Here is a 24,050-nt window from a genome sequence, read left to right as displayed (position 1 = left end):
TTACTCCAGATTCTGGACCTGTTCGCGGAACTGGTCGATGACGACCTTGAGATCGACGCCTGCGGCCGTCACGGCGGCGGAGGTCGATTTCGAGCAGATCGTGTTGGTTTCGCGGTTGAATTCCTGGCAGAGGAAGTCGAGCTTGCGGCCGATCGGCCCGCCCTTCGACAGAAGCGCGCGGGCGGCGACGATATGGGCCCGCAGCCGGTCGATCTCCTCGCGCACATCGGCCTTTGCCGCCAGAAGCGCCGTTTCCGCATGAAGGCGATCACGGTCGAGCGTGGCGGCATGGCTCGTCAGCCAATCGATCTGCTGCACCAGCCTTGCCGCAATCGCTGACGGCGTGCGCGACGGGTCGGCCTCGATCGTCGTCAGCAGCATCTCCATCTCGTCGATCTGACGGAGCAGCACCTGTTCAAGGGCCGCCCCTTCGCTCTCGCGCATGGCGGCGAGATCGGCGAGTGCGAGATCGAGGCCGGTGAGAACAGCCGTCTCGCGCGCCGCTTTGTCGGCCTCGCTCTCTTCCGGCTCCTTGAAATCGATGACGCCGCGGATGGCGAGCAGGGTATCGAGCTTCAGCGGCGCGGGATCGATCACGTCCGACAGCTGCTCGCGCAACGACAGGACGGAGGCGAGTGCCGTCTGGTTGATCGTCGTCTGGATCTGGGTTTCCCCGGCATTGAGGCTGAGACCGACCTGCATGTTGCCGCGCGAGAAACAGGCGGCGATCCGCCGGCGCACCTCGGCATCGAGCGCCTCCAGCCCGCCGGGCAGGCGCAGCTTGACGTCGAGGCCCTTGCCGTTGACCGAGCGCAATTCCCAGGCCCAGCGGCTTTTCCCGGACGTACCCTCCCGGCGGGCAAATCCGGTCATGGACTGCAAGGGCATGGGAACTCCTCGGGGAAATGCCGCAGGGACGAGCGAGCATCCTGTTTAAGGCCGCAACGACTGTGCCTGCAAGGCCTATTGCACCGGCCGGCCCGGCCCCGGCGCGTCATCCACAAGGCGACGGGCCGCAACAGGCCGGCGACGGCCTCTGCCTGTCCTCGCCCGCGCCGCTGCTCAATTCTGGACAGGCGTTTCCTCGGCGTCCACCTGCGGACCGGTTGCGCCGGCCGCCTTGGCGGCGCTCGCCTTCTCCGCCTCGTGCTTGCGCCAGCGGCGGACATTGGCATTGTGATCGTCGAGCGTGGTCGCGAACACATGGCCGCCCGTGCCGTCCGCCACGAAATAGAGATCGGCGGTGCGCGACGGATTGGCCACGGCTTCCAGCGCCGCACGCCCGGGATTGGCGATCGGCGTCGGAGGCAGGCCCTTGATGACGTAGGTGTTGTAGGGCGTCTTCTTCTCGAGATCGGAGCGCAGGATCGGGCGATCCGCCGGCTTCCCCTCGCCGCCGAAGATCCCGTAGATGATCGTGGGATCGGACTGGAGACGCATGCCCTTGTCGAGGCGATTGAGGAAGACGGAGGCGACACGCGAGCGCTCGTCGGCAATGCCGGTTTCCTTCTCGACGATGGAGGCGAGCGTGACGAACTCGTCGCGCGTCTTGATCGGAAGTTTCGGATCGCGCTTCGCCCAGATCTGGTCGACGATCGTCTTCTGCGCGCCCATGGCCTGGGCGACGATCTCGGCACGCTTGGTGCCGCGCGAGAACTTGTAGGTATCCGGCCGCAGCGTGCCTTCGGCGGGAAGGGTCGCGGGCAGATCGCCTTCGAGAACGGCGTCGTCCTGTAGCTTGCGGAACATCTGCTTGACGGTCAGGCCTTCGGGAAGCGAGGCCGAATAGAGGATCGACTTGCCCGACTTCAGGAGTTCCATGATCTCCTGCATCGAGGCGCCGGCCTTGATCTCGTACTCGCCGGCCTTCAGTGTCTCGTCATCGAGATAGGCTTCGGACATGAAGCGGAAGACGCGGCCGTCGGAGACGATCTGGTTGCGCTCCAGGCTCGAGGCAATCTCGGCGATGCCGGCGCCGTTGCGGACGATGAAGTTGGAATTGGCCGACAGGGGCCCGCGCGCCTCGTAGGCCGTCATGGCGTAATAGGCCATGCCGGCTGCGGCCAGCGTCAGCACGACGATCACCGTCATCAGGAAGTTGAGGAAGATCACGACCTGGCTGCGCGCCTTGCGGGAGCGCTTGGGCGGCTGCGGAACCTTTTCGGGGCGCAAGGCCTCGATCGGCGATTTCGGAATGATCGGCCCCTTGGTGCCGCCGTCTTTCCGGCCGCTCGGAGCCGTGCTGTTTTCTTGTCCGTCGCTCACGCCTGTCCTGCATCCGGAGTTCGCATCTTGCACGCCCCGCTTCCCCGATGCGAACTCCGGAAGAGGTTCGGGACAGCGAAAAATTGAACGAGACAGCCTGCCTCAACGAAGGCGCCGCCCGCGTGAAGGGATCGCCATGCGCAAGCGCGGCAACCCCGACGACACCAGCCCTGGCCGAACGGCGCACGCACGTGCGGCTCAGCGCTCTGACCAGGTTCCTGTCCCCGGATCGTCTCCGACGTCGGGACGTCTGCAGTAGCATGTCTTTCGCCGAAAGACGACACCGACCGGCGGCGACGGGATTCCCGCAATCTCACGCTGCCGACATCGCGTTTGAACACTCGACGGCGATGGATCAGACAGCTGTTTTGTAACGAGCAATGCGGCGAAAACAGGATCGGATGCGGCGCACCGGACATTATCGCCCGATGCCGTGCACCGGGCGCGCGCGCCTGCGCGCGACGCCTCAGGCGTAGCGCTGGATGATCAGCGTCGCATTGGTGCCGCCGAAGCCAAAGGAGTTCGACAGGGCAACGTCGATCGTCTTCTTGCGGGCCGTGTGCGGCACGAGATCGATCGCGGTTTCGACCGAGGGATTGTCGAGATTGAGCGTCGGCGGCGCGATGTTGTCGCGAATGGCGAGCGCGCAGAAGATCGTCTCGACGGAACCGGCAGCCCCCAAAAGGTGGCCGATCGCCGACTTGGTCGAGGACATGGCGATGCTGGACGCGTGCTCGCCGACGACGCGCTCGACCGCACCGAGCTCGATCGTGTCGGCCATGGTCGATGTGCCATGGGCGTTGATATAGTCGATGTCGGAGGGCTGCAGGCCGGCACGCTTCAGTGCCATCTTCATGCAGCGATAGGCACCGTCTCCGTCCTCGGACGGCGCGGTGATGTGGAAGGCATCGCCCGAAAGGCCGTAGCCGACGATTTCCGCGTATATCTTCGCGCCGCGGGCCTTGGCATGCTCCAGCTCTTCCACGACGACGATGCCGGCGCCCTCGCCCATGACGAAGCCGTCGCGGTCCTTGTCATAGGGGCGCGAGGCCTTGGTCGGATCGTCGTTGTGCTGTGTCGAGAGCGCCTTGCAGGCGGCAAAGCCGGCCAGCGCGATGCGCGAGATCGGCGATTCCGTGCCGCCGGCCACCATGACGTCGGCATCGCCCAGCGCGATCAGCCGGGCGGCATCGCCGATGGCATGCGCGCCGGTCGAACAGGCGGTCACGACGGAGTGATTGGGGCCGCGCAGCTTGTGACGGATGGAGACCTGGCCCGACGCAAGGTTGATCAACCGGCCGGGAATGAAGAAGGGGGAAACGCGGCGGGGGCCCTTGTCGCGCAGCGTATAGCCGCCTTCGACGATGCCTTCGAGGCCACCGATGCCGGATCCGATCATCACGCCGGTGGCGATCTGGTCCTCGTCGGTCTTCGGGTGCCAGCCCGCGTCGTTCAGCGCCATTTCGGCCGCGGCCATGGCATAGATGATGAAGGGATCGACCTTGCGCTGTTCCTTCGGCTCCATCCAGTCATCGGCATTGAACGTGCCGTTGGAACCATCGCCGAAGGGGATGCGACAGGCAATCTTGGCCGGGAGATCGGAAACGTCGAATTCCGTAACGGTGCGGGCTGCGTTGTCGCCGGCGATCAGTCTCGCCCAGCTGGCTTCCGTTCCGCAACCGAGCGGCGATACCATGCCGGTACCGGTGATAACGACACGTCTCATGAACCGCGATCCATCCTCGTAAGTCTCGATATGCTCCGGCGCGGAGGATCGCGGCCGGTCGATGGAGCCGGTCCCGTGGCGGGACCTCGTCGCATCTACCCTCGGCTATCGCGGTCCGGATGGCGCCGCTGGAGAGCGTTTCCGAGCCCGGATGATGCGGCCGGCCCTGCGGACAGGGCGAGAAGCGGCATCACGGGGCGTGAGTGGGCGGGCTGCTTTTGCGCCCGCCGCAACCCGTTCGATCGTGCCTGGCGATTAAGCCTGGGCCTTTTCGATAAACTTGACGGCATCGCCGACGGTCAGGATCGAATCTGCAGCGTCGTCAGGAATTTCAACGCCGAATTCTTCTTCGAAGGCCATGACCAGTTCGACCGTGTCGAGCGAATCCGCGCCGAGATCGTCGATGAAGCTTGCGCCTTCAGTTACCTTTTCGGCATCGACGCCAAGATGATCAATGACAATTTTCTTTACGCGTTCTGCGATGTCGCTCATGTCGGATTCCTCGACCTTCGTTTTCTCTTTATCAGGAACGCCCGAAGGCGCTCCCTTGCCAAAGCCTGTTAAACCACTGCGGTTCAACCGGCAATCCTTCAAACCGGGAGAGCCCCGCCTTCAAACCTGAAGCAAGACCGGGCGCCAGCGTGCCGGCATCCGCATCGTCTCCGTGATCCGTTCGGACCGTCCGGCAGGGGAAAAGACCCCGCACCGTCCGGACCACCACGGCCCGATTAACACGGTTTAACGGCGGCGCAAAGTCCGAATTTGGGACGCCAATCCTTGCTCAACAAGCATTTACGGGCAATTCGAGCGCCCGGGATCGACCCGTCCCGCACCCGACTCAGATCATCGCCATGCCGCCGTTGACGTGGATCGTCTGGCCCGTGACATAGGCCGCCTCGTTGGAGGCGAGATAGGCGACGGCGCTTGCCACCTCGGCACCGGTGCCCATGCGCTTCATCGGGATCGCGCCCATGATCGCGTCCTTCTGCTTGTCGTTGAGCTTGCCGGTCATGGCGCTTTCGATGAAGCCCGGCGCGACGCAGTTGACCGTGACGTTGCGGGTGGCGATCTCCTGGGCGAGCGACTTGGAGAAGCCGATCATGCCGGCCTTGGCGGCGCAGTAGTTCGCCTGGCCCGGATTGCCGGTGACGCCGACGATGGAGGTGATGTTGATGATGCGGCCATGGCGGCGGCGCATCATCGGATGTGTCAGTTCGCGGGTCAGGCGGAAGACGGCGGTCAGGTTGACCTCGAGCACCGCGTCCCAGTCGGCGTCGCTCATGCGGACAAACAGGCCGTCCTTGGTGATACCGGCATTGTTGACGAGGATGTCGACGCCGCCCAGCTCGCTCTCGGCCTTTTCGCCGAGCGCCTTCACCGCGTCGCGATCCGAAAGATTGGCCGGGAACAGATGCACGCGCTCGCCGAGCGCATTGCCGAGTTCTTCCAGCTTCTCGACGCGGGTGCCATGCAGCCCGACGGTCGCGCCCTGGGCGTGGAGGATACGGGCAATCTCTTCGCCGATGCCGCCGGAGGCACCGGTTACCAGGGCTTTGCGGCCTGTCAGGTCGAGCATGATCATCTTCCTTTATCTTCGTTTCCCGAGCCGGCACCCGGCCGGTCCTCGGGATCTGGTGTCTGCACCGCAGGGGTCTAGAGCAGAGCGGCGAGGACGGCCTCGATATCGGCCGGCGCATTGACCGCAAGTCCCGTCACGGATTTGTCGATGCGGCGGGCCAGTCCGGTCAGCACCTTGCCGGAACCGACCTCATAAAGCGTCGTCACCCCGTTTGCGCCGAACCATTCCACGGTTTCGCGCCAGCGGACCTGACCCGTCACCTGCTCGACCAGGAGATCGACGATCTCGTCGGCCGAGGTGACCGGCGTCGCGCGGACATTGGCAATAAGCGGCACGACCGGATCGCGACGCTTAACCGTCGCCAGCGCCTCGCGCATGGCGTCGGCCGCCGGCGCCATCAGGGCGGAGTGGAACGGCGCGGAGACGGGCAGGATGATGGCGCGCTTGGCGCCGCTGTCGCTCGCCTGCTTGGCGGCTTTCTCCACGGCTTGCCTGTCGCCGGAAATGACGAGCTGTCCGCCGCCATTGTCGTTGGCGATCTGGCACGGGCCGATCTCCGACATTTCGGCGCAGAGAGCCTGCACGGCCTCGTGATCGAGCCCGATGATCGCCGCCATCGCGCCCTTGCCGACGGGCACGGCCGCCTGCATGGCATTGCCACGGATGCGCAGAAGCCGCGCGGTGTCGGCGAGCGAAAACGTGCCGGCAGCGCAGAGCGCCGAATATTCCCCGAGCGAGTGGCCGGCCACGAAATCGACATGCTTCAAGAGATTGAGGCCGCGCGCTTCCAGAACCCGGATCGCCGCGAGAGAGACGGCCATCAGCGCCGGCTGCGCATTCGCCGTCAGCGTCAGCCGATCTTCCGGTCCGTTCCACATGACGTCGGACAGCTTTTCGCCGAGCGCATCGTCCACCTCGGCAAAAACGGCGGAGGCTTCCGGAAAGGCTTCCGCCAGATCCCGCCCCATGCCAACAGCCTGGCTACCCTGCCCCGGAAACGTAAACGCGATCGCCATGAAGCATCTCCTCTGTTTTGGCATCTCCATTCACACTCGGGCCGGGTAAGTCAAGGCGCGAAGGGAAATGGGCTGGCGAGAAACCGTGGCCGGATAATCCTCACGGCCTTCGATGGCGGCAAATCCCAAGCGCTTGACCTTGTCCCCATGCCGATTATGTTGCGTCGCAGCAGGGACGCCCGTCTCTTTTCGCGGATCACAGGGGCCGGGTCTCCGGTCTCGTACGACAAGGTCAATCCTTCATGCAGTACAAACAACTCGGCCGCACCGGCATCGAGGTCTCCACCATTTGCCTGGGGACCATGACCTGGGGATCGCAGAACACGCAGGACGAGGCTTTCGCCCAGCTCGACGCCTCGGTCGAGGCGGGGGTCAATTTCCTCGACACGGCGGAACTCTATCCGACGACGCCGCTGTCGGAGGCGACCTATGGCGGAACCGAGCGGATCATCGGCAACTGGATGGCCGAGCGCGGCAACCGCGACCGGATCGTGCTCGCGACCAAGATCGCCGGCTCCGGCCGCAACTATATTCGCGGCGGCGGGCCGATGACGGCCGACAGCATCGTGATGGCGCTCGACGCCAGCCTCGCGCGGCTCCAGACGGACCATGTTGACCTCTACCAGCTGCATTGGCCGAACCGCGGGCATTATCACTTCCGCAATGCCTGGAGCTACGACCCGACCAAGCAGGACAGCGACAAGGTGGTCGAGGATCTCGGCGCGCTGCTGCATGCGCTGGATACCCAGGTGAAGGCCGGCAAGATCCGCGCCATCGGCCTCTCCAACGACACGGTGTGGGGCACGCAGAAGCTGATCGATCTTGCCGATCGTCACGGCCTGACGCGCGTGGCCTCGGTCCAGAACGAGTACAATCTTCTCTATCGCCCGCACGATCTCGACTTTGCCGAGCTTTCGCATCACGAATCGGTCGGGCTTCTCGCCTATTCGCCGCTTGCGGCCGGGCTTCTCTCCGGCAAATATATCGGCGGCGCGCGGCCGGATGGCAGCCGTCTGTCGATCAACGGCGATCTCGGCGGTCGTTTCACGCCGCATCAGGAGCCGGCGGTCGAAGCCTATGTCGCGCTGGCGCGCGATCACGGCATCGACCCATCGCAGCTCGCGCTCGCCTTCGTGCTGTCGCGCCCCTTCACCACGTCGGCCATCATCGGCGCGACGACGACGGAGCAGCTCGACATCAATCTCGGCGCTGCCGACCTCGTGCTGACGCCGGAACTGCTCAACGGCATCCGCCGGATCCACCGCCTCTATCCGATGCCGATCTGAACGATATCGCGCGCGCGCCGATCCAACACTTGGGAAACCCGCTTTTCGCACGGGCTGAAAGCGGGTTTCGCGGTCCGGCGTTGTTTCACCCCCCCCCGCGGTCTTGCAATCCGGGTCTTGCATTCTCCGGGAATCCGCGTATAAGCCGCCGTGTTCGAAACACCCGGTCTTCTGGCTGGTGGCTGAACGGAGGGCCGGCGCTCTTGTGGTGCCTGTCGGGATCCTGAAGGGATCCAGCCTCCCGTGTCTCCGCTCTCGACCGTCTCGAAACAACACTTTCTTGCCGATGCCATGCGCGTCCTTAAGAACAGTCGTTGAGGCTTAGCGCCGTTGCCGGGTGACGTTAAACGCAAGAAAGGTAAGCCAATCATGGCTCTCTATGAACATGTGTTCCTGGCCCGCCAGGACGTGTCCGCACAGCAGGTCGAAGCCCTCGTCGAACAGTACAAGGGTGTGATCGAAGCCAATGGCGGCAAGGTCGGCCGGGTGGAAAACTGGGGCCTCAAGTCCCTCACCTACCGCATCGCCAAGAACCGCAAGGCTCACTACGTCCTCATGGACATCGATGCTCCGGCACCGGCCGTCCACGAAGTCGAGCGCCAGATGCGCATCAACGAAGACGTTCTTCGCTACATGACCATCGCTGTCGAAAAGCATGAAGACGGCCCGTCCGCCATGATGCAGAAGCGCGACCGCGACGACCGTCCGCGCCGTGACGGCGACCGTCCGGACCGTGGCTTCGGCGACCGTCCTCGCCGCGATGGCGACCGTGAAGATCGCCCGCGCCGTCCGCGCGAAGACCGCGCTTGAAGTTTGAAGGGATTATAGACAATGGCTGACATCTCCTCCGCTCCGGCACGCCGCCCCTTCCATCGCCGCCGCAAGACCTGCCCCTTCTCGGGCGCAAACGCTCCGCGGATCGATTACAAGGACGTCCGTCTCCTGCAGCGCTACATTTCCGAGCGCGGCAAGATCGTACCCTCGCGCATCACCGCCGTTTCCCAGAAGAAGCAGCGCGAACTGGCCCAGGCCATCAAGCGCGCCCGCTTCCTCGGCCTCCTGCCCTACGTTCTGTCGTAAGTCAGGGTTTCGTTGCCAGGCTTTGATTGCCAGGCTTTGATCGAGGGGGGCGGCCGGTTTTTGATCGGCCGCCTTCTCCCTTCCACGATGGGCGTGGATCGGAACGGTCGCTTTTCAGCGATCAAACCCATGTTGGGGACGGCTTCGATCGTCCTCTAACTGCCAGTGAGCAGGACAGCGACACGTGACAGCCATCAACAGGACATCGATGCTGACCGGCATTCTGGCCGGCGTGACCGCCGCGTTCCTGTCGTTCGGCGCCACCACGCCGTCTTCTCTCGCCATCGTTCTTTATGCCGCCTCCGCGCTGCCGGTCCTGATTGCAGGGCTCGGCTGGGGCAACCGGGCTGCCATCGTCGCCGTGGTCGTTGCGGGCTTTCTCGCCGCCGTTGCCGTCTCGCCCTATTTCGCGCTGCTGATCCTCGTCGTCACGCTCATCCCCGCCGCCTGGCTGTCGCACCTGGCCAATCTGGCGCGTCCGGCGAGCGAAATCGGCGGGCCGGACGATGCCATGGCCTGGTATCCGCTGTCCGACATCCTCACGCATCTTGCAGGCCTCGTGACCGCGGGCATGCTGATCATCGGCGTGGTGCTCGGCTACAGCACGGAAACCGCCGCCGGCATGGTCGACATCGTCATCGAAGCGCTGAAGAGCCAGGAGCCGACCTACAATCCGGATCCCGCCGCGCTCGCGCAGATCAAGGCCGTGTTCAGCGTGGCGCTGCCGATGGTCCAGGGCGCGCTGTGGGTGCTGATGCTGTTTGCGGCCTATTACACGGCCACCCGGATCGTCCAGATGTCCGGCCGCAGCCTGCGTCCGCGCGAGGATATTCCCTCGACGCTGCGGATGCATCGCTTCGCCATCTTCGCCTTTCTCGGCGGGCTGGTGCTGACCTTTGCGGGCGGCGCTGCGGGCGCCGTCGGCGCGCTCGTCTGCGGCACGTTCGGCGCCGGCTTCCTGCTTTCGGGCTTTGCCGTCTTCCACTTCCGCACCCGCGGCAAATCCTGGCGGCTTCCGGTGCTGTGGCTCGGCTACCTCTCGGTGCTGCTCTTCACCATCCCCGCCTTCTTCTTCCTCCTGTCGGGCCTCATGGATACACGCCGAGCGATCGCGCTGTCTCCGACCCAGAAAAAAACGGGCGAGACGCCGACGGGAAAGACGCCTGACTAAACCATTCCAGACACAGACACCTGAAAGGATACTACCATGAATGTCATTCTTCTCGAACGCGTCGCCAAGCTCGGCCAGATGGGCGAAACGGTCAAGGTCAAGGACGGCTTTGCCCGTAACTACCTGCTGCCGCTCGGCAAGGCGCTGCGCGCCAACGCCGCCAACAAGGCCCGTTTCGAAAGCGAGCGCGCAACGCTCGAAGCCCGCAACCTCGAGCGCAAGTCGGAAGCCCAGACGGTTGCCGAACAGCTCGACGGCAAGAGCTTCAACGTCGTCCGCTCCGCCGGCGAAACCGGCCAGCTCTACGGTTCGGTCGCAGCCCGCGACGTTGCCGAAGTGCTTGCTGCCGAAGGCTTCAACGTCGGCCGCAACCAGGTCGACCTCAACAACCCGATCAAGTCCATCGGCCTGCACGCGGTGAAGATCCACCTGCATGCCGAAGTCGAGATCACGGTCACGATGAACGTCGCCCGTTCGGCCGACGAAGCCGAACGTCAGGCCAAGGGTGAAAACCTCAACTCCGCCGATGCCATCTACGGCGTCGACGAAGATGCCCTGCGTCCGGAAGACTTCTTCAACCCGGAAGCCGAATTCGAAAACGAAGACGAATAAGCCTTCGCGATCAATCGCAAAAGGGCCCCGGAGCGTTCGCCGCTCCGGGGCCCTTTTCGTTTCAACCCCGCCGTCTCAGCCCAGCCATTTCTGGCTGTCATTCCGCATCGGCGATCTTCGCATCGGGATCGAGCGATTTGTCGATGCGCACCACGACGGATAAGCCCGGCGCCAGCCGTTCGGCCGCCGCCTGTCCAGGATCGATCGAGATCCGGACGCCGACGCGCTGGGCGATCTTGGTGAAATTCCCCGTGGCATTGTCGGGGCGGATGACGCTGAATTCGGAGCCGGCGGCCGGCGAGAAGCGCTGGACATGGCCGGTCAGTTTCTGGTGCTCCAGGGCATCCACCGTGAAGGTGACGGGCTGGCCGACCTTCATGCCGTCGAGCTGGGTTTCCTTGTAGTTGGCGACCACCCAGAGTTCGCTCGGGACGACCGACATCAGCTGCGTGCCGGCCGTGACATATTGCCCGAGGCGAACGCCGACTTCGCCGAGATGCCCATCGCGCGGCGCGCGGATCGCCGTGTTGGCGAGATCGATTTCGGCAAGCTCCACAGCGGCCTCGGCGCCGGCCACGGCGGCCTGCAACGAGCCACGGTTGACGATGATGGTGGCGAGCGCCTGCCGGTTGACCTCGACGGCGGCTTCGGCCTGCGCCTCTGCGGCCTTGGCCTGCTCGAAGGTCGCCTGTGCCGCCTCGACCTCGCTGGTGGAGGCGACGCTTCGGGCGGCGAGCTGGCTGACGCGCTCGGAGGCCAGTTCCGCCCGGCGAAGGGCAGCCTTGGCGCCGAGCACCTGCGCGTCGCTGGAGGCGATGCTGGCCTTGGCGGAGGCTTCCTGCTGGCGGGAATTGTCGAGCGCGGCCTTCTGTCCCGCGAGCGTCGCCCGCGCCTGCGCCACCTTCTGCTGGTAGATGCGCTCGTCGATACGGGCGAGCACGTCGCCTTCCTTCACCGCCTGATAGTCGCGGACCGGCACCTCCACCACATAGCCCGCCACCTGCGGGCTCATGATGGTGACATAGCCTTTGACATAGGCATTGTCGGTGGTTTCCACGGCGGTGACGAAGGGCGGCAGGCGCCAGGCGTAGAGCACGAGCAGGACGCCGACGGCGCCGGCGATGAGGACGAGGATGGTGACGGGAGAGCGGGTGAGCTTGGACATGGCGGACTCTGCTGGAAGACGGCTTCAGTGAAGGGTTGGCGACATCAGGCCGGGACGGCTGCCGGGTCGGGAGGCGCCACCAGCCGGCGCCAGATCAGGTGGCCGACAAGGATGGCGAGCGAGACCGCGCAGCCGATGAAGATGACGAAGAAAGCATCATTATAGGCAAGGACATAGGACTCGCGGCTGACCTGCTGCGTCAGGAGCTGCAGCCCCTCCGCATTGAGGAGCGTCTTGTCGGTGATAACCTTGCCGTAGGAGCCTGCGAGCTGGGTCACGCGGTTTGCGACCAGCGGGTCCGACAGCATGATCTGTTCGGCGAGCAGGTTGGAGTGGAATTTCTCGCGGATGGTGACGAAGGTGCCGAGGGCGGCCGAGGCCATCAGGCTGCCGAGGCTCTGGGTAAAGAGGAAGATGACGATGAAATTGACCACGTAGATCGGCCCCTTGGCGAGCGCTGCGCCGAAGCCGGTCGTCATGACCGGCGGCAGGAACATCGCGGCGCCCGCCCCCACCAGGGCCTGGCTCAGAAACATCTGTTCCGGCCGCGTGAGGTTGGTCGACTGGCTGTCGAGCCAGGCGCCGGCACCGATCAGGATCAGCGCGATGACATGGGCGAGATCGAGCTGCTTCTTGACCATGAGGAAGGTGCAGAACAGCCCGCCGGCGATCGAGGCGGCAAGCACGATCGCGTAGAGCGTCATCGTCTGGTCGTTCTGAAGGCCGATCTGCTGGTAGAAGCCGGACACGGTCGCCGACTGCTCGGACGAAACTGTGCGGAACAGGATGAGGACGCCGGCCATGTGGATGTTCGGCCAGGAAAAGATCCAGCGCAGGTCGAGCATCGGCTGGGAGCGGTTGATCTCGATGGCGACGAAGACCGAGAGAAGGCCGACCGCGCAGGCCAGCAGCACGCCGAGCCATGGCGCTTCGAACCACCAGTAGAAGCGGCCGAGCGACAGGATGATCGCGAGACAGCCGAAGCCGCCGGCGAGGATGAGATAGCTGAAGATGTCGAGCGTCTGGATGACCTTGGCGCGGGGCGGCGCGGTGACCGGCAGGAGGTAGATGAAGGGCAGCGCGATCAGCGCCAGCGCCACTTCGAACGTGTAGAGCGCGCGCCAGCCGCCAAATTCCATCAGCGCCGGCGAAAGGATGCGGGCGAGCGGCGCCGACAGCAGCGTGTTGGTGACGGCAAGGCTGAGGCCCATCGACAGCTTCTTTTCCGGCGGAAACGCTTCCAGCATGTAGAGGATGCCGATGGTGGAAAGCGGTGCGGCGGCGACGCCGTTGACGAAGCGGATGATCAGCGCGGAATGCAGGTCGGAGACGAAGAGATTGGCGAAGGCGGCGAAGACGAAGCAGAGAATGCCGAGTTCGGCGAACCGGCGCAGGCCATATTGCGTGCGGATCTTGAAGAGCGCCACCGACAGGCTGGCATAGGGCGCCATATAGGCGGCCGACAGCCAGGCCAACTCGTTGACGGTGGCTGAAAACGCTCCCTGTAGCTGGTAGAGATTGGCGTTCAGCAGGTTCATGCCGAGGCCCTGCGTCAGGAACATCAGCACCGAGGTGAACATATAGAGCGAGGCGCGCCCGCGCGAGATATGGACGGCCGGCTGGGGCACGGTTGCCGGTAGGGTCGGCACCGATTCTGGCAACCGGGGCTCGGACGCCGTCTGCTCTTCGATCGATCGCGTGAAGCTGTTTGTCACGAGACGCTCTCCCGGCCGATCTGCATCATGTTGTCCGCCATCGTCGTCATGACCGACAGCGCGGTTTCCTTGTCGGCAAGGCTGACGCCGGACAAAAGGTCGGCGCGGATGCCGGTCGCAATGACCTCGATCTCGCGCGCGAGCGCCCGCCCCTTCGGCGTCAGGTGGATCTGCTTGGCGCGCCGGTCGGACTTTTCCACCCGACGCTCGATGAAGCCCTGTGCCTCCATGCCGTCGAGAAGCCGGACGATCGTCGGCGTCTCGATCGCCAGCTCCTCGGCAAGCTCGCGCTGGTTCTGGCCGTCCCGGCGCGACAGGGCGAAGAGCGCCCGGGCCCGCGACAGCGTGAGGCCGCGTTCCTTGACCTTGGCATCGAAGACGGCGCGCAGCTTCCGGTTGACGGATTGCAGGGCGTCGAACAGGGCCCGATTTGCGAGATCGCTCAACTGCTACTCTTTTCATAATAGTAGTATGCTAACTATATGTGTTCGACGTAATACAGATCGTCGGTCATTTCAAGCCGTCGCTTCGACTTCGCGCGCGTTTCATGCCGCCGGTGTTTCGCGTATCCTGGCAAAACGATTCGCTGCCGTGACAGATCCGGTGGCCGGTCAAGCAGAGATGGCGCAGACGGGGCGGATTTCCACCGGACCGTACCCGCGGCTGTGGAGAGCGGTAACAGGCCGCTCCATCGCTTGACTCGGTGCCTCGGTCAGCCAATCACAGGACCCTCAAGCGGCCAAGACGAGAGATGACGATGAATGAAGCAGCGCGCAGAGTGGCGGCGATGAGCCAGCAGCCGATGGAACCCCAGTACCGGGAGGCTCCGAGCAATATCGAGGCGGAACAGGCCCTGCTCGGCGCGATCCTCGTCAACAACGATGCCTTCTACCGCGTCTCGGACTTCCTGAAGCCGGTTCACCTGCACGAGCCGCTGCACCGCAAGATCTACGAGGTCGCGGGCGACATCATCCGCATGGGCAAGACCGCCCATCCCGTGACTGTCAAGACGTTCCTCGCGCCCGACCAGAAGGTCGGCGACATGACGATCTCGCAATATCTGGCGCAGCTTGCAGCCAATGCCGTGACCATCATCAATGCCGAGGATTACGGCCGGGCGATCTACGATCTGGCCCTGCGCCGCTCGCTAATCACCATCGGCGAGGACATGGTCAACATCGCCTTCGACGCGCCGCTCGACATGCCGCCGCAAGGGCAGATCGAGGACGCCGAACGGCGCCTGTTCGAACTGGCCGAAACCGGCCGCTACGACGGCGGCTTCCAGGCGTTCAACGATGCCGTGGCGCTGGCGATCGACATGGCCGGCCAGGCCTTCGAGCGCGACGGTCACCTCTCCGGCATCTCGACCGGCATCCACTCGCTCGACGGCAAGATGGGCGGCCTGCAGCGCTCCGACCTGATCGTGCTTGCCGGACGCCCGGGCATGGGCAAGACCTCGCTTGCCACCAACATCGCCTACAACATCGCGGCGTCTTACGAGCCCGAGATCCAGGCGGACGGCTCCTACAAGGCCAAGAACGGCGGTGTCGTCGGGTTCTACTCGCTCGAAATGTCCTCCGAGCAGCTGGCGACGCGTATCATTTCCGAGCAGACGGAAGTCTCCTCCTCCAAGATCCGCCGTGGCGAGATCACCGAGCACGACTTCGAAAAGCTCGTCGCCTGCGCCCAGATGATGCAGAAGGTGCCGCTCTATATCGACCAGACCGGTGGTATCTCCATCGCCCAGCTTTCCGCCCGCGCCCGTCGCCTGAAGCGCCAGCGGGGGCTCGACTGCCTGGTGGTGGACTATATCCAGCTAATGACCGGCGCCGGAAAATCCGGCGAGAACCGCGTGCAGGAAATCACCCAGATCACCACGGGCCTCAAAGCGCTCGGCAAGGAGCTGAACGTCCCGATCATCGCGCTGTCGCAGCTTTCGCGTGCGGTGGAAAGCCGCGAGGACAAGCGCCCGCAGCTCTCCGACCTTCGCGAATCCGGCTCGATCGAGCAGGACGCCGACGTGGTGCTCTTCGTGTTCCGCGAGGAATATTACGTGAAGAACATGGAGCCGCGCGACGAGTTCGATCCGAAATACGAGGAATGGAAGCAGACCTTCGAAAAGGTGAAGGGCACCGCCGACGTGATCATCGCCAAGCAGCGCCACGGACCCACGGGCACCGTGAAGCTCGCCTTCCAGTCGGAATATACCCGCTTCACCGACCTCGCCGACCCCTCGTTCACGCAGTACGAGGAGCATTGATCGGGCCGGCTCTCTAGATCCCAGCCGCCCGCAGAAGGGCGACGGTCAGGACGCCGGCTGCGACCGCGGCCAGAAGCGGTAGCCGGGTCGCGGCAAGGGCGGTGACCATGGTTGCCGCCGTTTCCGCGGGGCCCGTCGCCAGCGCCGTCGGCGCGATCACCGCCATGAGAACGGCCGGCGGGATGGCATTGAGGGCGCGCCGCATGCGGGGACCAATCGCGACGTGGCGGATCAGGACGAGGCCCGCCAGTCGCGTCAGCACGGTGGCGACCGCCATGGCGGCGATGGCGAGAAGCGTGGGCGCACTGAGCGCAAAGAAGGGCACGGTCTCGAGCGCGGGCGTCATGATGCCAGGGCCTCCTCGCCTGTCGTCTGAAAAGCCGAGACGACCAGACCGGCCGCAGCACCGGCCGCGATGTACCAGACGCCGGGAACGAACTTCTGCACGACCAAAGCGGCGACGGCACTCGCCGCGAGCACGACGCCGGTCTGGCGGTCTTTCCAGAACCCCATGACCAGAACGACGAAGACGGCGGGAAACGCGAAGTCGAGCCCGAATGCTTTCGGATCGCCGAGAAACGCGCCGAGCGTCGCACCCAGCAGCGTGGACAGCACCCAGGCGGCATAGAAGGGAACGACAAGGCCTGCAAACCAGCGCACGGTCAGCGGCGCAAGCCGGCTGCGGGCCTCGGCCATCGCCCAGATCTCGTCGGCCAGGAACAGCATGGCGACCCCGCGGGCGGTGGGCGAAAACGGCTGCAACCGCCGGCCGAGGGATGCGCTCATCAGCACATGCCGGATATTGACGAGCAACGCCGCAAGCCCGACCGCGCTCCATGATGCAGGATGGGTCCAGATATCCATGGCGACGAATTGCGACCCGCCGGCAAAGACGAAAGCGCTCATCAATGTCGCCTCGAGCGGCGACAGGCCCTTGGTGGCGGCCACCGATCCGAACACCATGCCGATCGGCAGGACGGCGACGATCAGCGGCGTGATCGTCCGCATGCCGTCCAGAAAGCCGTCGTCGTCTCGTGGTCTCGTCGCGCGCATCGTCTGGGCACCTCCATCATCGTGGACGCGTCTTAGGGTGCCGGGCGCGGCGTCGTCTTGAACGAAAGTGACATGGCGAGCGAGCGGGCGGTTGGGCGGGCGGCAGGACGAGGCATCAGCGGGCGCGGAACTGCCCCGGCGTCAGGCCGCTGCGCGCCTTGAAGTGCCGCGTGAAATGCGCCTGGTCGGCAAAGCCGCAATCGAAGGCGACAGCCGACGGCGTGACCCCGAGGCGGAGCAGCCGGCGCGCTTCCCGGATGCGGCAATCGGTGAGATAGGCATGCGGCGTGACGTGATAGGCCCGACGAAAGGCGCGGATGAGATGGGCCCGGCTGAGACCGGCGATCCGCGCCAGCTCGACCAGCCCGACATCCTGCCGGAAATGCGCCCTGAGATAATCGCGCGCCCGGGCGACGGCCGTCGCCTCCTGCGTGTCGATCGGCTGAAGAATGAGGCTTCCATGGCGCAGGAACATGGCGGCGAGCACCGTATAGATGCTCTCGTCGGCCTCCAGCGCGCCGACGCGCCTTTCGAGCGTGCGGTGCGCGTGGTGAAAGGCTGCAGCCAGCGGCGCATCGTGGAGGATCTGTCGCGAAAAGGCGGGGGACGGGTGAAGCGCACGGCCGGTCACGTCCTCGAGGATTTCGTGCAGCAGGCCCGCGTCGGGATAGATCATCCGGTATCGATAGCCCTCGCTGCCCGGCACGCCGTCGTGAAACTCGCCGGGGTTGATCAGATAGAGGTCGCCCGGACCGGAGGCTTCGCGCGTTCCGCGGATCGTCGCGATCTGGCTGCCGTTCTCGATCGCGCCGATGCTGAACGTGTCATGCGCGTGCGGCGCGAAGGCATGCGTCACGAAGGTCGCGCTGAGGCATTCCATGCCCATGAGGCTCGGCTCGCGCCAGAAGACGGTCCGCTCGACCTGCGAAAGCGGCATCACCTCCGCGGCCTGTTCCTGAGAAACGTTCTGCATGGGCAGAGACTAGCGCAGGATCGGCGCCCGATCTTGAACAAAAGTGACGCGCCGGCACTTCTGCTTGCCCTGTCCTTCCGATTGCCTGGCCTTCCGCTTGCGATGGCCTTCCGCTTGCCATTTCCTTCCGCTTGCCCTGGCACGTTGTCGGGACTATCTGGTTTGCAGCGCCAACATGACGACCGAGGCACCATGGACGACGTCTTTTCCGCGGCGGCGAACCGCCTGACCATCGATCTGCAGGCTCTGGCCGACAACTGGCGCCAGATGAAGGCCGGTTCCGGACGCGCGCGCGCGGCGGCGGTGCTGAAGGCGGACGCCTATGGGATCGGCATCGAGGCGGCGGCCGAGACGCTCTACCGGGCCGGCGCGCGCGATTTCTTCGTGGCAAATGCCGAGGAAGGCGTGAACCTGCGGCCGCTGGTGCCCGAGGGCCGCATCTATGTGCTCGCCGGCCTCTGGCCCGGCATCGAGCCACTGTTCTTCGAGAACGGGCTGGTGCCGGTCATCAATTCCGAAGAGCAGCTCGCCTTCTTCATGGCGGCGCTGTCCGAGCATGGCGAACACCCCTGCGTGCTGCATGTGGACACCGGCATGAACCGGCTCGGCCTGTCCCTGGACGAGGCGATGGCGCTGGCCTCCGATCCGGCGCGCCCGGCAAGCTTTTCGCCCATGCTGGTGATGAGCCACCTCGCCTGCGCCGACGACCCCGCCCATCCGCTCAACCTTCGGCAACTCGAAGCCTTCCGCGCGGTCAGCGCCGCGTTCGACGGCGTCGAGGCGAGCCTTGCGAATTCCGCGGGCGTGCATCTCGGGCCGGACTATCATTTCGACCTCACCCGCCCCGGCATCGCCACCTATGGCGGCGAGGCGGTCAACGGCGTGGCCAATCCGATGACGCCGGTGGTGACCGCAGAAGCCCGGATCATTCAGGTGCGCTCGGTTCAAAAGGGCGGATCGGCGAGCTACGGCGCCACGGCCACCTTCGCCCGCGACAGTCGCATCGCCATCGCCTCGGTCGGCTATGCCGATGGCTACCACCGTTCGGTCTCAGGCAGCGGCGTGACGCTGCGGCAGGCGCAGCCCTCGGGTGCCTATGGATTCCTGCACGGCCGCAAGGTGCCGCATGTCGGCCGCGTCACCATGGATCTCAGCCTGTTCGACGTGACGGACCTGCCGGAAAATGCGGTGCGGGCCGGCGATTACATCGAGCTTTTCGGCCGCAACATCGCGCTCGACGATGTCGCGCGGGCCGGCGGGACGATCGGCTACGAGCTGCTGACGAGCCTCGGCCACCGCTATGATCGCGCCTATATCGAGGCTGACGCGGAAGTTTGATCCGGCATCTTGGAAAGCCGGAAGAGATGGGGTAAACGAGAACAAAACAAGATCACAATACCCTTTATCGAAAGCGATACTGTCTGAATGGCCAAGGCCAGAACCAATTTCATCTGCCAGAACTGCGGCACCGTCACCTCCCGCTGGGTGGGAAAATGCGAGGGCTGCGGACAGTGGAACACCATTGTCGAGGAGGACCCGCTCGGCGGCATCGGCGGCGGGCCGGGCAAGACGCCGAAGAAGGGGCGTCCGGTGGCGCTCACCACGCTGTCCGGCGATACGGAGGATGCGCCGCGCATCACCACCGGCATTTCGGAATTCGACAGGGCGCTGGGCGGCGGCTTCGTGCGCGGCTCGGCCGTGCTGATCGGCGGCGATCCCGGCATCGGAAAATCCACGGTGCTCATGCAGGCGGCGGCCGCCCTCTCGCGCAACGGCCACCGCATCATCTACGTTTCGGGCGAAGAGGCCGTGGCGCAGGTGCGGCTGCGCGCCCAGCGGCTGGGTGCGGCCGATACCGACGTGCTGCTGGCGGCGGAAACCAATGTCGAGGACATCCTCGCCACGGTGTCGGAGGGCAAGCGGCCGGATCTCTTCATCATCGATTCCATCCAGACGCTCTGGAGCGACGTGGTCGATTCGGCGCCGGGCACCGTGACGCAGGTGCGCACCGGCGTGCAGGCGATGATCCGTTTCGCCAAGCAGACCGGCGCCACCGTCGTCCTCGTCGGCCATGTCACCAAGGAGGGCCAGATCGCCGGCCCCCGCGTGGTGGAGCACATGGTCGATGCCGTGCTCTATTTCGAGGGCGACCGCGGGCATCATTACCGCATCCTGCGCACCGTCAAGAATCGCTTCGGCCCGACCGACGAGATCGGCGTGTTCGAGATGTCGGACAAGGGCCTGCGCGAGGTGACCAATCCGTCGGAGCTTTTCCTCGGCGAGCGGAACGCGAAATCTCCGGGCGCCGCCGTCTTTGCCGGCATGGAGGGCACCCGACCCGTGCTGGTGGAAGTTCAGGCGCTGGTGGCGCCGACCTCGCTCGGCACGCCGCGCCGGGCCGTCGTCGGCTGGGATTCGGCGCGCCTGTCAATGATCCTTGCGGTGCTGGAAGCGCATTGCGGCGTGCGGCTCGGGCAGCACGATGTCTATCTCAACGTGGCCGGTGGCTACCGCATCGCGGAGCCTGCGGCCGATCTTGCTGTGGCTTCCGCACTGGTTTCGTCGCTTGCCGGTCTTGCCCTTCCCACCGATTGCGTTTATTTCGGCGAAATCAGCCTGTCCGGGGCCATCCGGCCGGTTGCGCATACGTCCCAGCGCCTGAAGGAATCCGAGAAACTCGGCTTCTCGCAAGCTGTCCTGCCGTCCGCCTCTCCCGACCTGCCCAAGGGCTCGGGCATGGCGTGGGGCGAAATGGAGAGCCTGCCGGATCTGGTCGCGCGCATCGCCGGCTCCAAGGGTGCCCTGCGGCAGGCGGACGTGGACGAATGACCTGAAGGCGGGACACTGCGGACAGGTCGGGCGCCCCATTCCCGAGCATTTCGGGCCAAAGCATATCGGGACACGACCGCCGTTTCGGTATACATGCTCCCACCGGTCTCGCGAGAGACCGCAAGGCTGCGCAACGTGCGGTGACTGCAGATGCCCCGGTGCGGATCCCGCCTGGCGCTTGTACGGAGTAGGACGACCATGCCCATAACCATTCTCGACGGGATCGTGATCGGTGTCGCGCTGTTCTCGGCCGTCCTTGCCATGGTCCGCGGCTTCTCGCGCGAAGTGCTTTCGGTCGCAAGCTGGCTCGGCGCCGCCGCGGCCGCCTATTTCCTCTACCCGTACCTCAAGCCCTATGCGGCGCAGTATACCACGAGCGACGCCATCGCCACGGCCGGTTCGGCCGGCGTCATTTTCCTCGTCGCGCTCATCATCATCTCCTTCATCACGATGCGGATCGCCGATTTCATCATCGACAGCCGCATCGGCGCGCTCGACCGCACGCTCGGCTTCCTGTTCGGCGCGGCGCGCGGCGTCCTGCTCATCGTCGTCGCCATGCTGTTCTTCAACTGGATCGTGAAGCCCGAGCAGCAGCCGAGCTGGGTCATCCAGGCGAAATCGAAGCCGCTGCTCGACAATCTCGGCACCAAGCTGGTGGCGCTGCTGCCGGAGGATGTCGGAACGACCGTGGTCAACCGCCTGACCGGCAAGCCGACGCCCGAGGGCGAACTGGACGGCACGACGCCACCGAGCGAACCGGTCCCCTCCGACGACGCGCCGGCGCTGCCGCCTGCTGCGCCGACGACCAACAACTGACGCAGCCGCGCCAGACCGATGACAGCGCCGTACGTTCCAGAGGACGCCCGGCGCTGTAGCGCTTATATCTGCTGCATAGCACTGCAAATCGATTCCGATTTCCATCGCTGTGCAGTTGCCCGCTTTGCGGGTTGTTGTCGTTTCATCGATCTTTCCGCCGGTATTGCTGGTTGAAGCCGCGATGACGCGCTACGATATGCCAACCGCACCCGCCGAGACAAAGGTGATACCGCGATGACCCTGCCCCAGTCCCCAGCATCTGCCGCCACCCTGCGCGCGCGTGAGATTCATGACGAGATCGACGGCGACACCCTGCACGAAGAGTGCGGCGTGTTCGGCATTCTCGGGCATGAGGACGCCGCCACGCTGACGGCGCTCGGCCTGCATGCGCTCCAGCATCGCGGACAGGAAGCGGCCGGCATCGTCACCTTCGACGGCCGCCAGTTCTACACCGAAAAACGGATGGGCCTCGTCGGCGATCACTACACGGACCCGGCAACGCTCGCCAAGCTTCCCGGCTTCATCGGCATCGGCCACACGCGCTATTCGACCACCGGCGAAGTGGCGCTGCGCAACGTGCAGCCGCTGTTTGCCGAGCTCGAGGTCGGCGGCATCGCGATCGCGCACAACGGCAACCTCACCAACGGTCTGACGCTGCGCCGGCAGCTGATTGCCGACGGCGCCATCTGTCAGTCGACATCGGATACCGAAGTCGTGCTGCATCTGATCGCCCGTTCCAAGCATGCCGGTTCCGGCGAGCGGTTCGTCGATGCGATCCGCCAGGTCGAGGGCGGCTACTCCATGCTCGCCGTGACCCGCACCAAGCTGATGGCGGCGCGCGACCCCTACGGCATCCGCCCGCTCGTGATGGGCGAGCTCGACGGCAAACCGATCTTCGCGTCGGAAACCTGCGCGCTCGACATCATCGGCGCGAAATTTGTTCGCGATGTCGAGAACGGCGAGGTCGTGATCTGCGAGATCCAGCCCGACGGATCGATCAGCATCGAATCGCGCAAGGCGGAAACGCCGATGCCGGAACGGCTTTGCCTGTTCGAATATGTCTATTTCGCCCGGCCCGATTCGGTCGTCGGCGGCCGCAACGTCTATGTCGCCCGCAAGAACATGGGCATTAACCTGGCGAAGGAAGCCCCTGTCGAGGCCGATGTCGTCGTTCCCGTTCCCGATGGCGGCACGCCGGCGGCGATCGGCTTTGCCCAGGCGAGCGGCATCCCGTTCGAACTCGGCATCATCCGCAACCATTATGTCGGGCGCACCTTCATCGAGCCGACGCAGTCGATCCGCGCCTTCGGCGTGAAGCTGAAGCATTCCGCCAACCGGGCGATGATCGAAGGCAAGCGCGTCGTTCTCATCGACGATTCGATCGTGCGCGGCACGACGTCGCTGAAGATCGTCCAGATGATCCGCGAGGCCGGTGCGCTCGAAGTGCATATCCGCGTCGCCAGCCCGATGATCTACCATCCCGATTTCTACGGCATCGACACGCCGGACGCCGACAAGCTTCTGGCCAACCAGCATGCCGACCTCGCTTCGATGTGCGCCTTCATCGGCGCGGATTCGCTCGAATTCCTGTCGATCGACGGCCTCTACCGGGCCGTGGGCGGCGAGCCGCGCAATCCGAAGGCGCCGCAGTTTACCGACCATTACTTCACCGGCGATTACCCGACCCGCCTTCTCGACCGCGAGGGGACCAGCAATGTCCGCAAGCTGTCCGTCATGGCGAGCAACGGCTGAAGCATGAATGCGATCGATCTGAAGGGGCGCATCGCGCTCGTCACCGGCGCCTCGCGGGGCATCGGGTATTTCACCGCTCTCGAACTGGCGCGCGCCGGCGCGCAGGTGATTGCCTGCGCCCGCACCGTCGGCGGTCTCGAGGAGCTGGATGATGCGGTGAAGGCCGCGGGCGGGCTTCCGGTCACGCTCGTGCCGTTCGACCTTGCCGATATGGAGGCGATCGACCGGCTGGGTGCGGCGATCCACGAGCGCTGGGGCCGGCTCGACATCCTCGTCGCCAATGCCGGCATTCTCGGCACGATCTCGCCGATCGGCCATGTCGAGGCCAAGGTGTTCGAAAAAGTGATGACCATCAACGTCACCGCGACATGGCGGCTGATCCGCACCGTCGAGCCGCTGCTGGTCCGCTCGGAGGCCGGGCGCGCGCTGATCCTGTCCTCCTCGGCTGCCCATAAGTGCAAGCCCTTCTGGGGCCCCTATTCCGCCTCCAAGGCGGCGGTCGAGGCCCTGGCGCGCACATGGGCCGGGGAAACCCAGCGCCTGCCGCTGCGCATCCTCTCGGTCGATCCGGGCGGCACGCGCACGGCGATGCGGGCGCTGGCCATGCCGGGCGAAGACCCGGAAAGCGTGCCGCATCCGTCCGCGGTCGCAAAGGCGCTCCTGCCGCTCGTCGGCCCGGAGCAGCGCGAAACCGGCAAGCTGTTTCAGGTTCGCGAAGACCGGCTCGTGGATTACCGCCTGCCGGAATAGCC

The 24,050-nt window shown here is 65.1% G+C and carries 23 protein-coding genes; 11 read left to right on the top strand and 12 right to left on the bottom strand.

All coding sequences use genetic code 11. The features are described 5' to 3' along the window. The 6 genes from ASG39_RS10140 to fabD all read right to left on the bottom strand — a co-directional run bounded on the left by ASG39_RS10140 (nucleotide 1) and on the right by fabD (nucleotide 6,586). Entirely contained in the window at nucleotides 1-888 is an 888-nt protein-coding gene (locus tag ASG39_RS10140) for a YicC/YloC family endoribonuclease (protein WP_062594844.1), read from the bottom strand. Between the two features lie 174 nt (nucleotides 889-1,062). Next, the gene (mltG, locus tag ASG39_RS10135; RefSeq protein ID WP_062594843.1) at nucleotides 1,063-2,265 is read right to left on the bottom strand and encodes an endolytic transglycosylase MltG; all 1,203 of its coding nucleotides are present in this window, start codon (nucleotides 2,263-2,265) and stop codon (nucleotides 1,063-1,065) included. 466 nt (nucleotides 2,266-2,731) lie between these two features. Then, complete coding sequence (fabF, locus tag ASG39_RS10130; protein WP_062594842.1) at nucleotides 2,732-3,991, bottom strand: beta-ketoacyl-ACP synthase II; 1,260 nt, start codon at nucleotides 3,989-3,991, stop codon at nucleotides 2,732-2,734. 255 nt (nucleotides 3,992-4,246) lie between these two features. Beyond that, nucleotides 4,247-4,483 carry an acyl carrier protein gene (locus ASG39_RS10125; protein ID WP_062468856.1) on the bottom strand — a complete coding sequence of 79 codons (237 nt, stop codon included), beginning with the start codon at nucleotides 4,481-4,483 and terminating at the stop codon, nucleotides 4,247-4,249. Nucleotides 4,484-4,829: 346 nt separating this feature from the next. Further along, nucleotides 4,830-5,567 carry a 3-oxoacyl-[acyl-carrier-protein] reductase gene (fabG, locus tag ASG39_RS10120; protein WP_062594962.1) on the bottom strand — a complete coding sequence of 246 codons (738 nt, stop codon included), beginning with the start codon at nucleotides 5,565-5,567 and terminating at the stop codon, nucleotides 4,830-4,832. 77 nt (nucleotides 5,568-5,644) lie between these two features. Further along, nucleotides 5,645-6,586, bottom strand: a complete 942-nt coding sequence (gene fabD, locus ASG39_RS10115) for an ACP S-malonyltransferase (RefSeq protein WP_062594841.1) — start codon at nucleotides 6,584-6,586, stop codon at nucleotides 5,645-5,647. Nucleotides 6,587-6,828: 242 nt separating this feature from the next. Between fabD and ASG39_RS10110 the strand changes: the two genes are divergently transcribed. The 5 genes from ASG39_RS10110 (at nucleotide 6,829) to rplI (ending at nucleotide 10,735) form a co-directional block, all read left to right on the top strand. Continuing rightward, nucleotides 6,829-7,872 carry an aldo/keto reductase gene (locus ASG39_RS10110; protein ID WP_062594840.1) on the top strand — a complete coding sequence of 348 codons (1,044 nt, stop codon included), beginning with the start codon at nucleotides 6,829-6,831 and terminating at the stop codon, nucleotides 7,870-7,872. Nucleotides 7,873-8,241: 369 nt separating this feature from the next. Next, nucleotides 8,242-8,682 (top strand): 30S ribosomal protein S6, encoded by a 441-nt coding sequence (rpsF, locus tag ASG39_RS10105; protein ID WP_062468864.1) that lies wholly within the window; start codon nucleotides 8,242-8,244, stop codon nucleotides 8,680-8,682. A 21-nt stretch (nucleotides 8,683-8,703) separates the two neighbouring features. After that, on the top strand, nucleotides 8,704-8,952 hold the full coding sequence (rpsR, locus tag ASG39_RS10100; protein WP_062468866.1) for a 30S ribosomal protein S18: 249 nt from the start codon (nucleotides 8,704-8,706) through the stop codon (nucleotides 8,950-8,952). 184 nt (nucleotides 8,953-9,136) lie between these two features. Next, entirely contained in the window at nucleotides 9,137-10,123 is a 987-nt protein-coding gene (locus tag ASG39_RS10095) for a DUF2232 domain-containing protein (RefSeq protein ID WP_156468100.1), read from the top strand. A gap of 36 nt (nucleotides 10,124-10,159) precedes the next feature. Continuing rightward, nucleotides 10,160-10,735 (top strand): 50S ribosomal protein L9, encoded by a 576-nt coding sequence (rplI, locus tag ASG39_RS10090; protein ID WP_062594838.1) that lies wholly within the window; start codon nucleotides 10,160-10,162, stop codon nucleotides 10,733-10,735. Nucleotides 10,736-10,832: 97 nt separating this feature from the next. On the opposite strand, the gene ASG39_RS10085 is transcribed toward rplI, so the two are convergent. The 3 genes from ASG39_RS10085 to ASG39_RS10075 form a co-directional block, all read right to left on the bottom strand. Next, nucleotides 10,833-11,900: an HlyD family secretion protein gene (locus tag ASG39_RS10085; RefSeq protein WP_062594837.1), complete on the bottom strand. Its 1,068-nt coding sequence runs from the start codon at nucleotides 11,898-11,900 to the stop codon at nucleotides 10,833-10,835. A gap of 44 nt (nucleotides 11,901-11,944) precedes the next feature. Then, nucleotides 11,945-13,480, bottom strand: a complete 1,536-nt coding sequence (locus ASG39_RS10080) for an MFS transporter (RefSeq protein ID WP_062594961.1) — start codon at nucleotides 13,478-13,480, stop codon at nucleotides 11,945-11,947. Nucleotides 13,481-13,611: 131 nt separating this feature from the next. Then, nucleotides 13,612-14,061, bottom strand: a complete 450-nt coding sequence (locus ASG39_RS10075) for a MarR family transcriptional regulator (protein ID WP_062594836.1) — start codon at nucleotides 14,059-14,061, stop codon at nucleotides 13,612-13,614. Between the two features lie 311 nt (nucleotides 14,062-14,372). Between ASG39_RS10075 and ASG39_RS10070 the strand changes: the two genes are divergently transcribed. Then, a complete protein-coding gene (locus ASG39_RS10070) occupies nucleotides 14,373-15,875 on the top strand; it encodes a replicative DNA helicase (protein ID WP_062594835.1) in 1,503 nt (500 codons plus the stop codon). Between the two features lie 13 nt (nucleotides 15,876-15,888). Here ASG39_RS10070 and ASG39_RS10065 read toward each other — a convergent pair whose 3' ends face one another. The 3 genes from ASG39_RS10065 to ASG39_RS10055 form a co-directional block, all read right to left on the bottom strand. Beyond that, a complete protein-coding gene (locus ASG39_RS10065) occupies nucleotides 15,889-16,221 on the bottom strand; it encodes an AzlD family protein (RefSeq protein ID WP_062594834.1) in 333 nt (110 codons plus the stop codon). Beyond that, on the bottom strand, nucleotides 16,218-16,928 hold the full coding sequence (locus tag ASG39_RS10060; RefSeq protein WP_062594833.1) for an AzlC family ABC transporter permease: 711 nt from the start codon (nucleotides 16,926-16,928) through the stop codon (nucleotides 16,218-16,220). Before ASG39_RS10060 ends, ASG39_RS10065 begins: the two co-directional genes overlap by 4 nt. A gap of 115 nt (nucleotides 16,929-17,043) precedes the next feature. Continuing rightward, complete coding sequence (locus ASG39_RS10055; protein ID WP_062594832.1) at nucleotides 17,044-17,901, bottom strand: AraC family transcriptional regulator; 858 nt, start codon at nucleotides 17,899-17,901, stop codon at nucleotides 17,044-17,046. A gap of 192 nt (nucleotides 17,902-18,093) precedes the next feature. Here ASG39_RS10055 and alr point away from each other — a divergent pair, with 192 nt between their 5' ends. From alr to ASG39_RS10030, 5 genes are all read left to right on the top strand, one after another. Continuing rightward, nucleotides 18,094-19,239 (top strand): alanine racemase, encoded by a 1,146-nt coding sequence (gene alr, locus ASG39_RS10050; RefSeq protein ID WP_062594831.1) that lies wholly within the window; start codon nucleotides 18,094-18,096, stop codon nucleotides 19,237-19,239. An 87-nt stretch (nucleotides 19,240-19,326) separates the two neighbouring features. Next, complete coding sequence (gene radA / locus ASG39_RS10045; RefSeq protein WP_062594830.1) at nucleotides 19,327-20,730, top strand: DNA repair protein RadA; 1,404 nt, start codon at nucleotides 19,327-19,329, stop codon at nucleotides 20,728-20,730. Between the two features lie 198 nt (nucleotides 20,731-20,928). Further along, a complete protein-coding gene (locus tag ASG39_RS10040) occupies nucleotides 20,929-21,546 on the top strand; it encodes a CvpA family protein (protein WP_062594829.1) in 618 nt (205 codons plus the stop codon). Nucleotides 21,547-21,780: 234 nt separating this feature from the next. Further along, nucleotides 21,781-23,298: an amidophosphoribosyltransferase gene (gene purF / locus ASG39_RS10035; protein ID WP_062594828.1), complete on the top strand. Its 1,518-nt coding sequence runs from the start codon at nucleotides 21,781-21,783 to the stop codon at nucleotides 23,296-23,298. Between the two features lie 3 nt (nucleotides 23,299-23,301). Continuing rightward, nucleotides 23,302-24,048, top strand: coding sequence for an SDR family NAD(P)-dependent oxidoreductase (locus ASG39_RS10030; protein ID WP_062594827.1), 747 nt, complete (start codon nucleotides 23,302-23,304; stop codon nucleotides 24,046-24,048). The last annotated feature ends 2 nt before the right edge of the window (nucleotides 24,049-24,050 follow it).

It is taken from the genome of Rhizobium sp. Leaf371, assembly GCF_001424045.1.
In the GTDB taxonomy this organism is placed as follows: Bacteria; Pseudomonadota; Alphaproteobacteria; order Rhizobiales; family Rhizobiaceae; genus Ferranicluibacter.
Note: the sequence above shows the minus strand (reverse complement) of the source record. Positions and strands in the feature narration are given on the sequence as shown.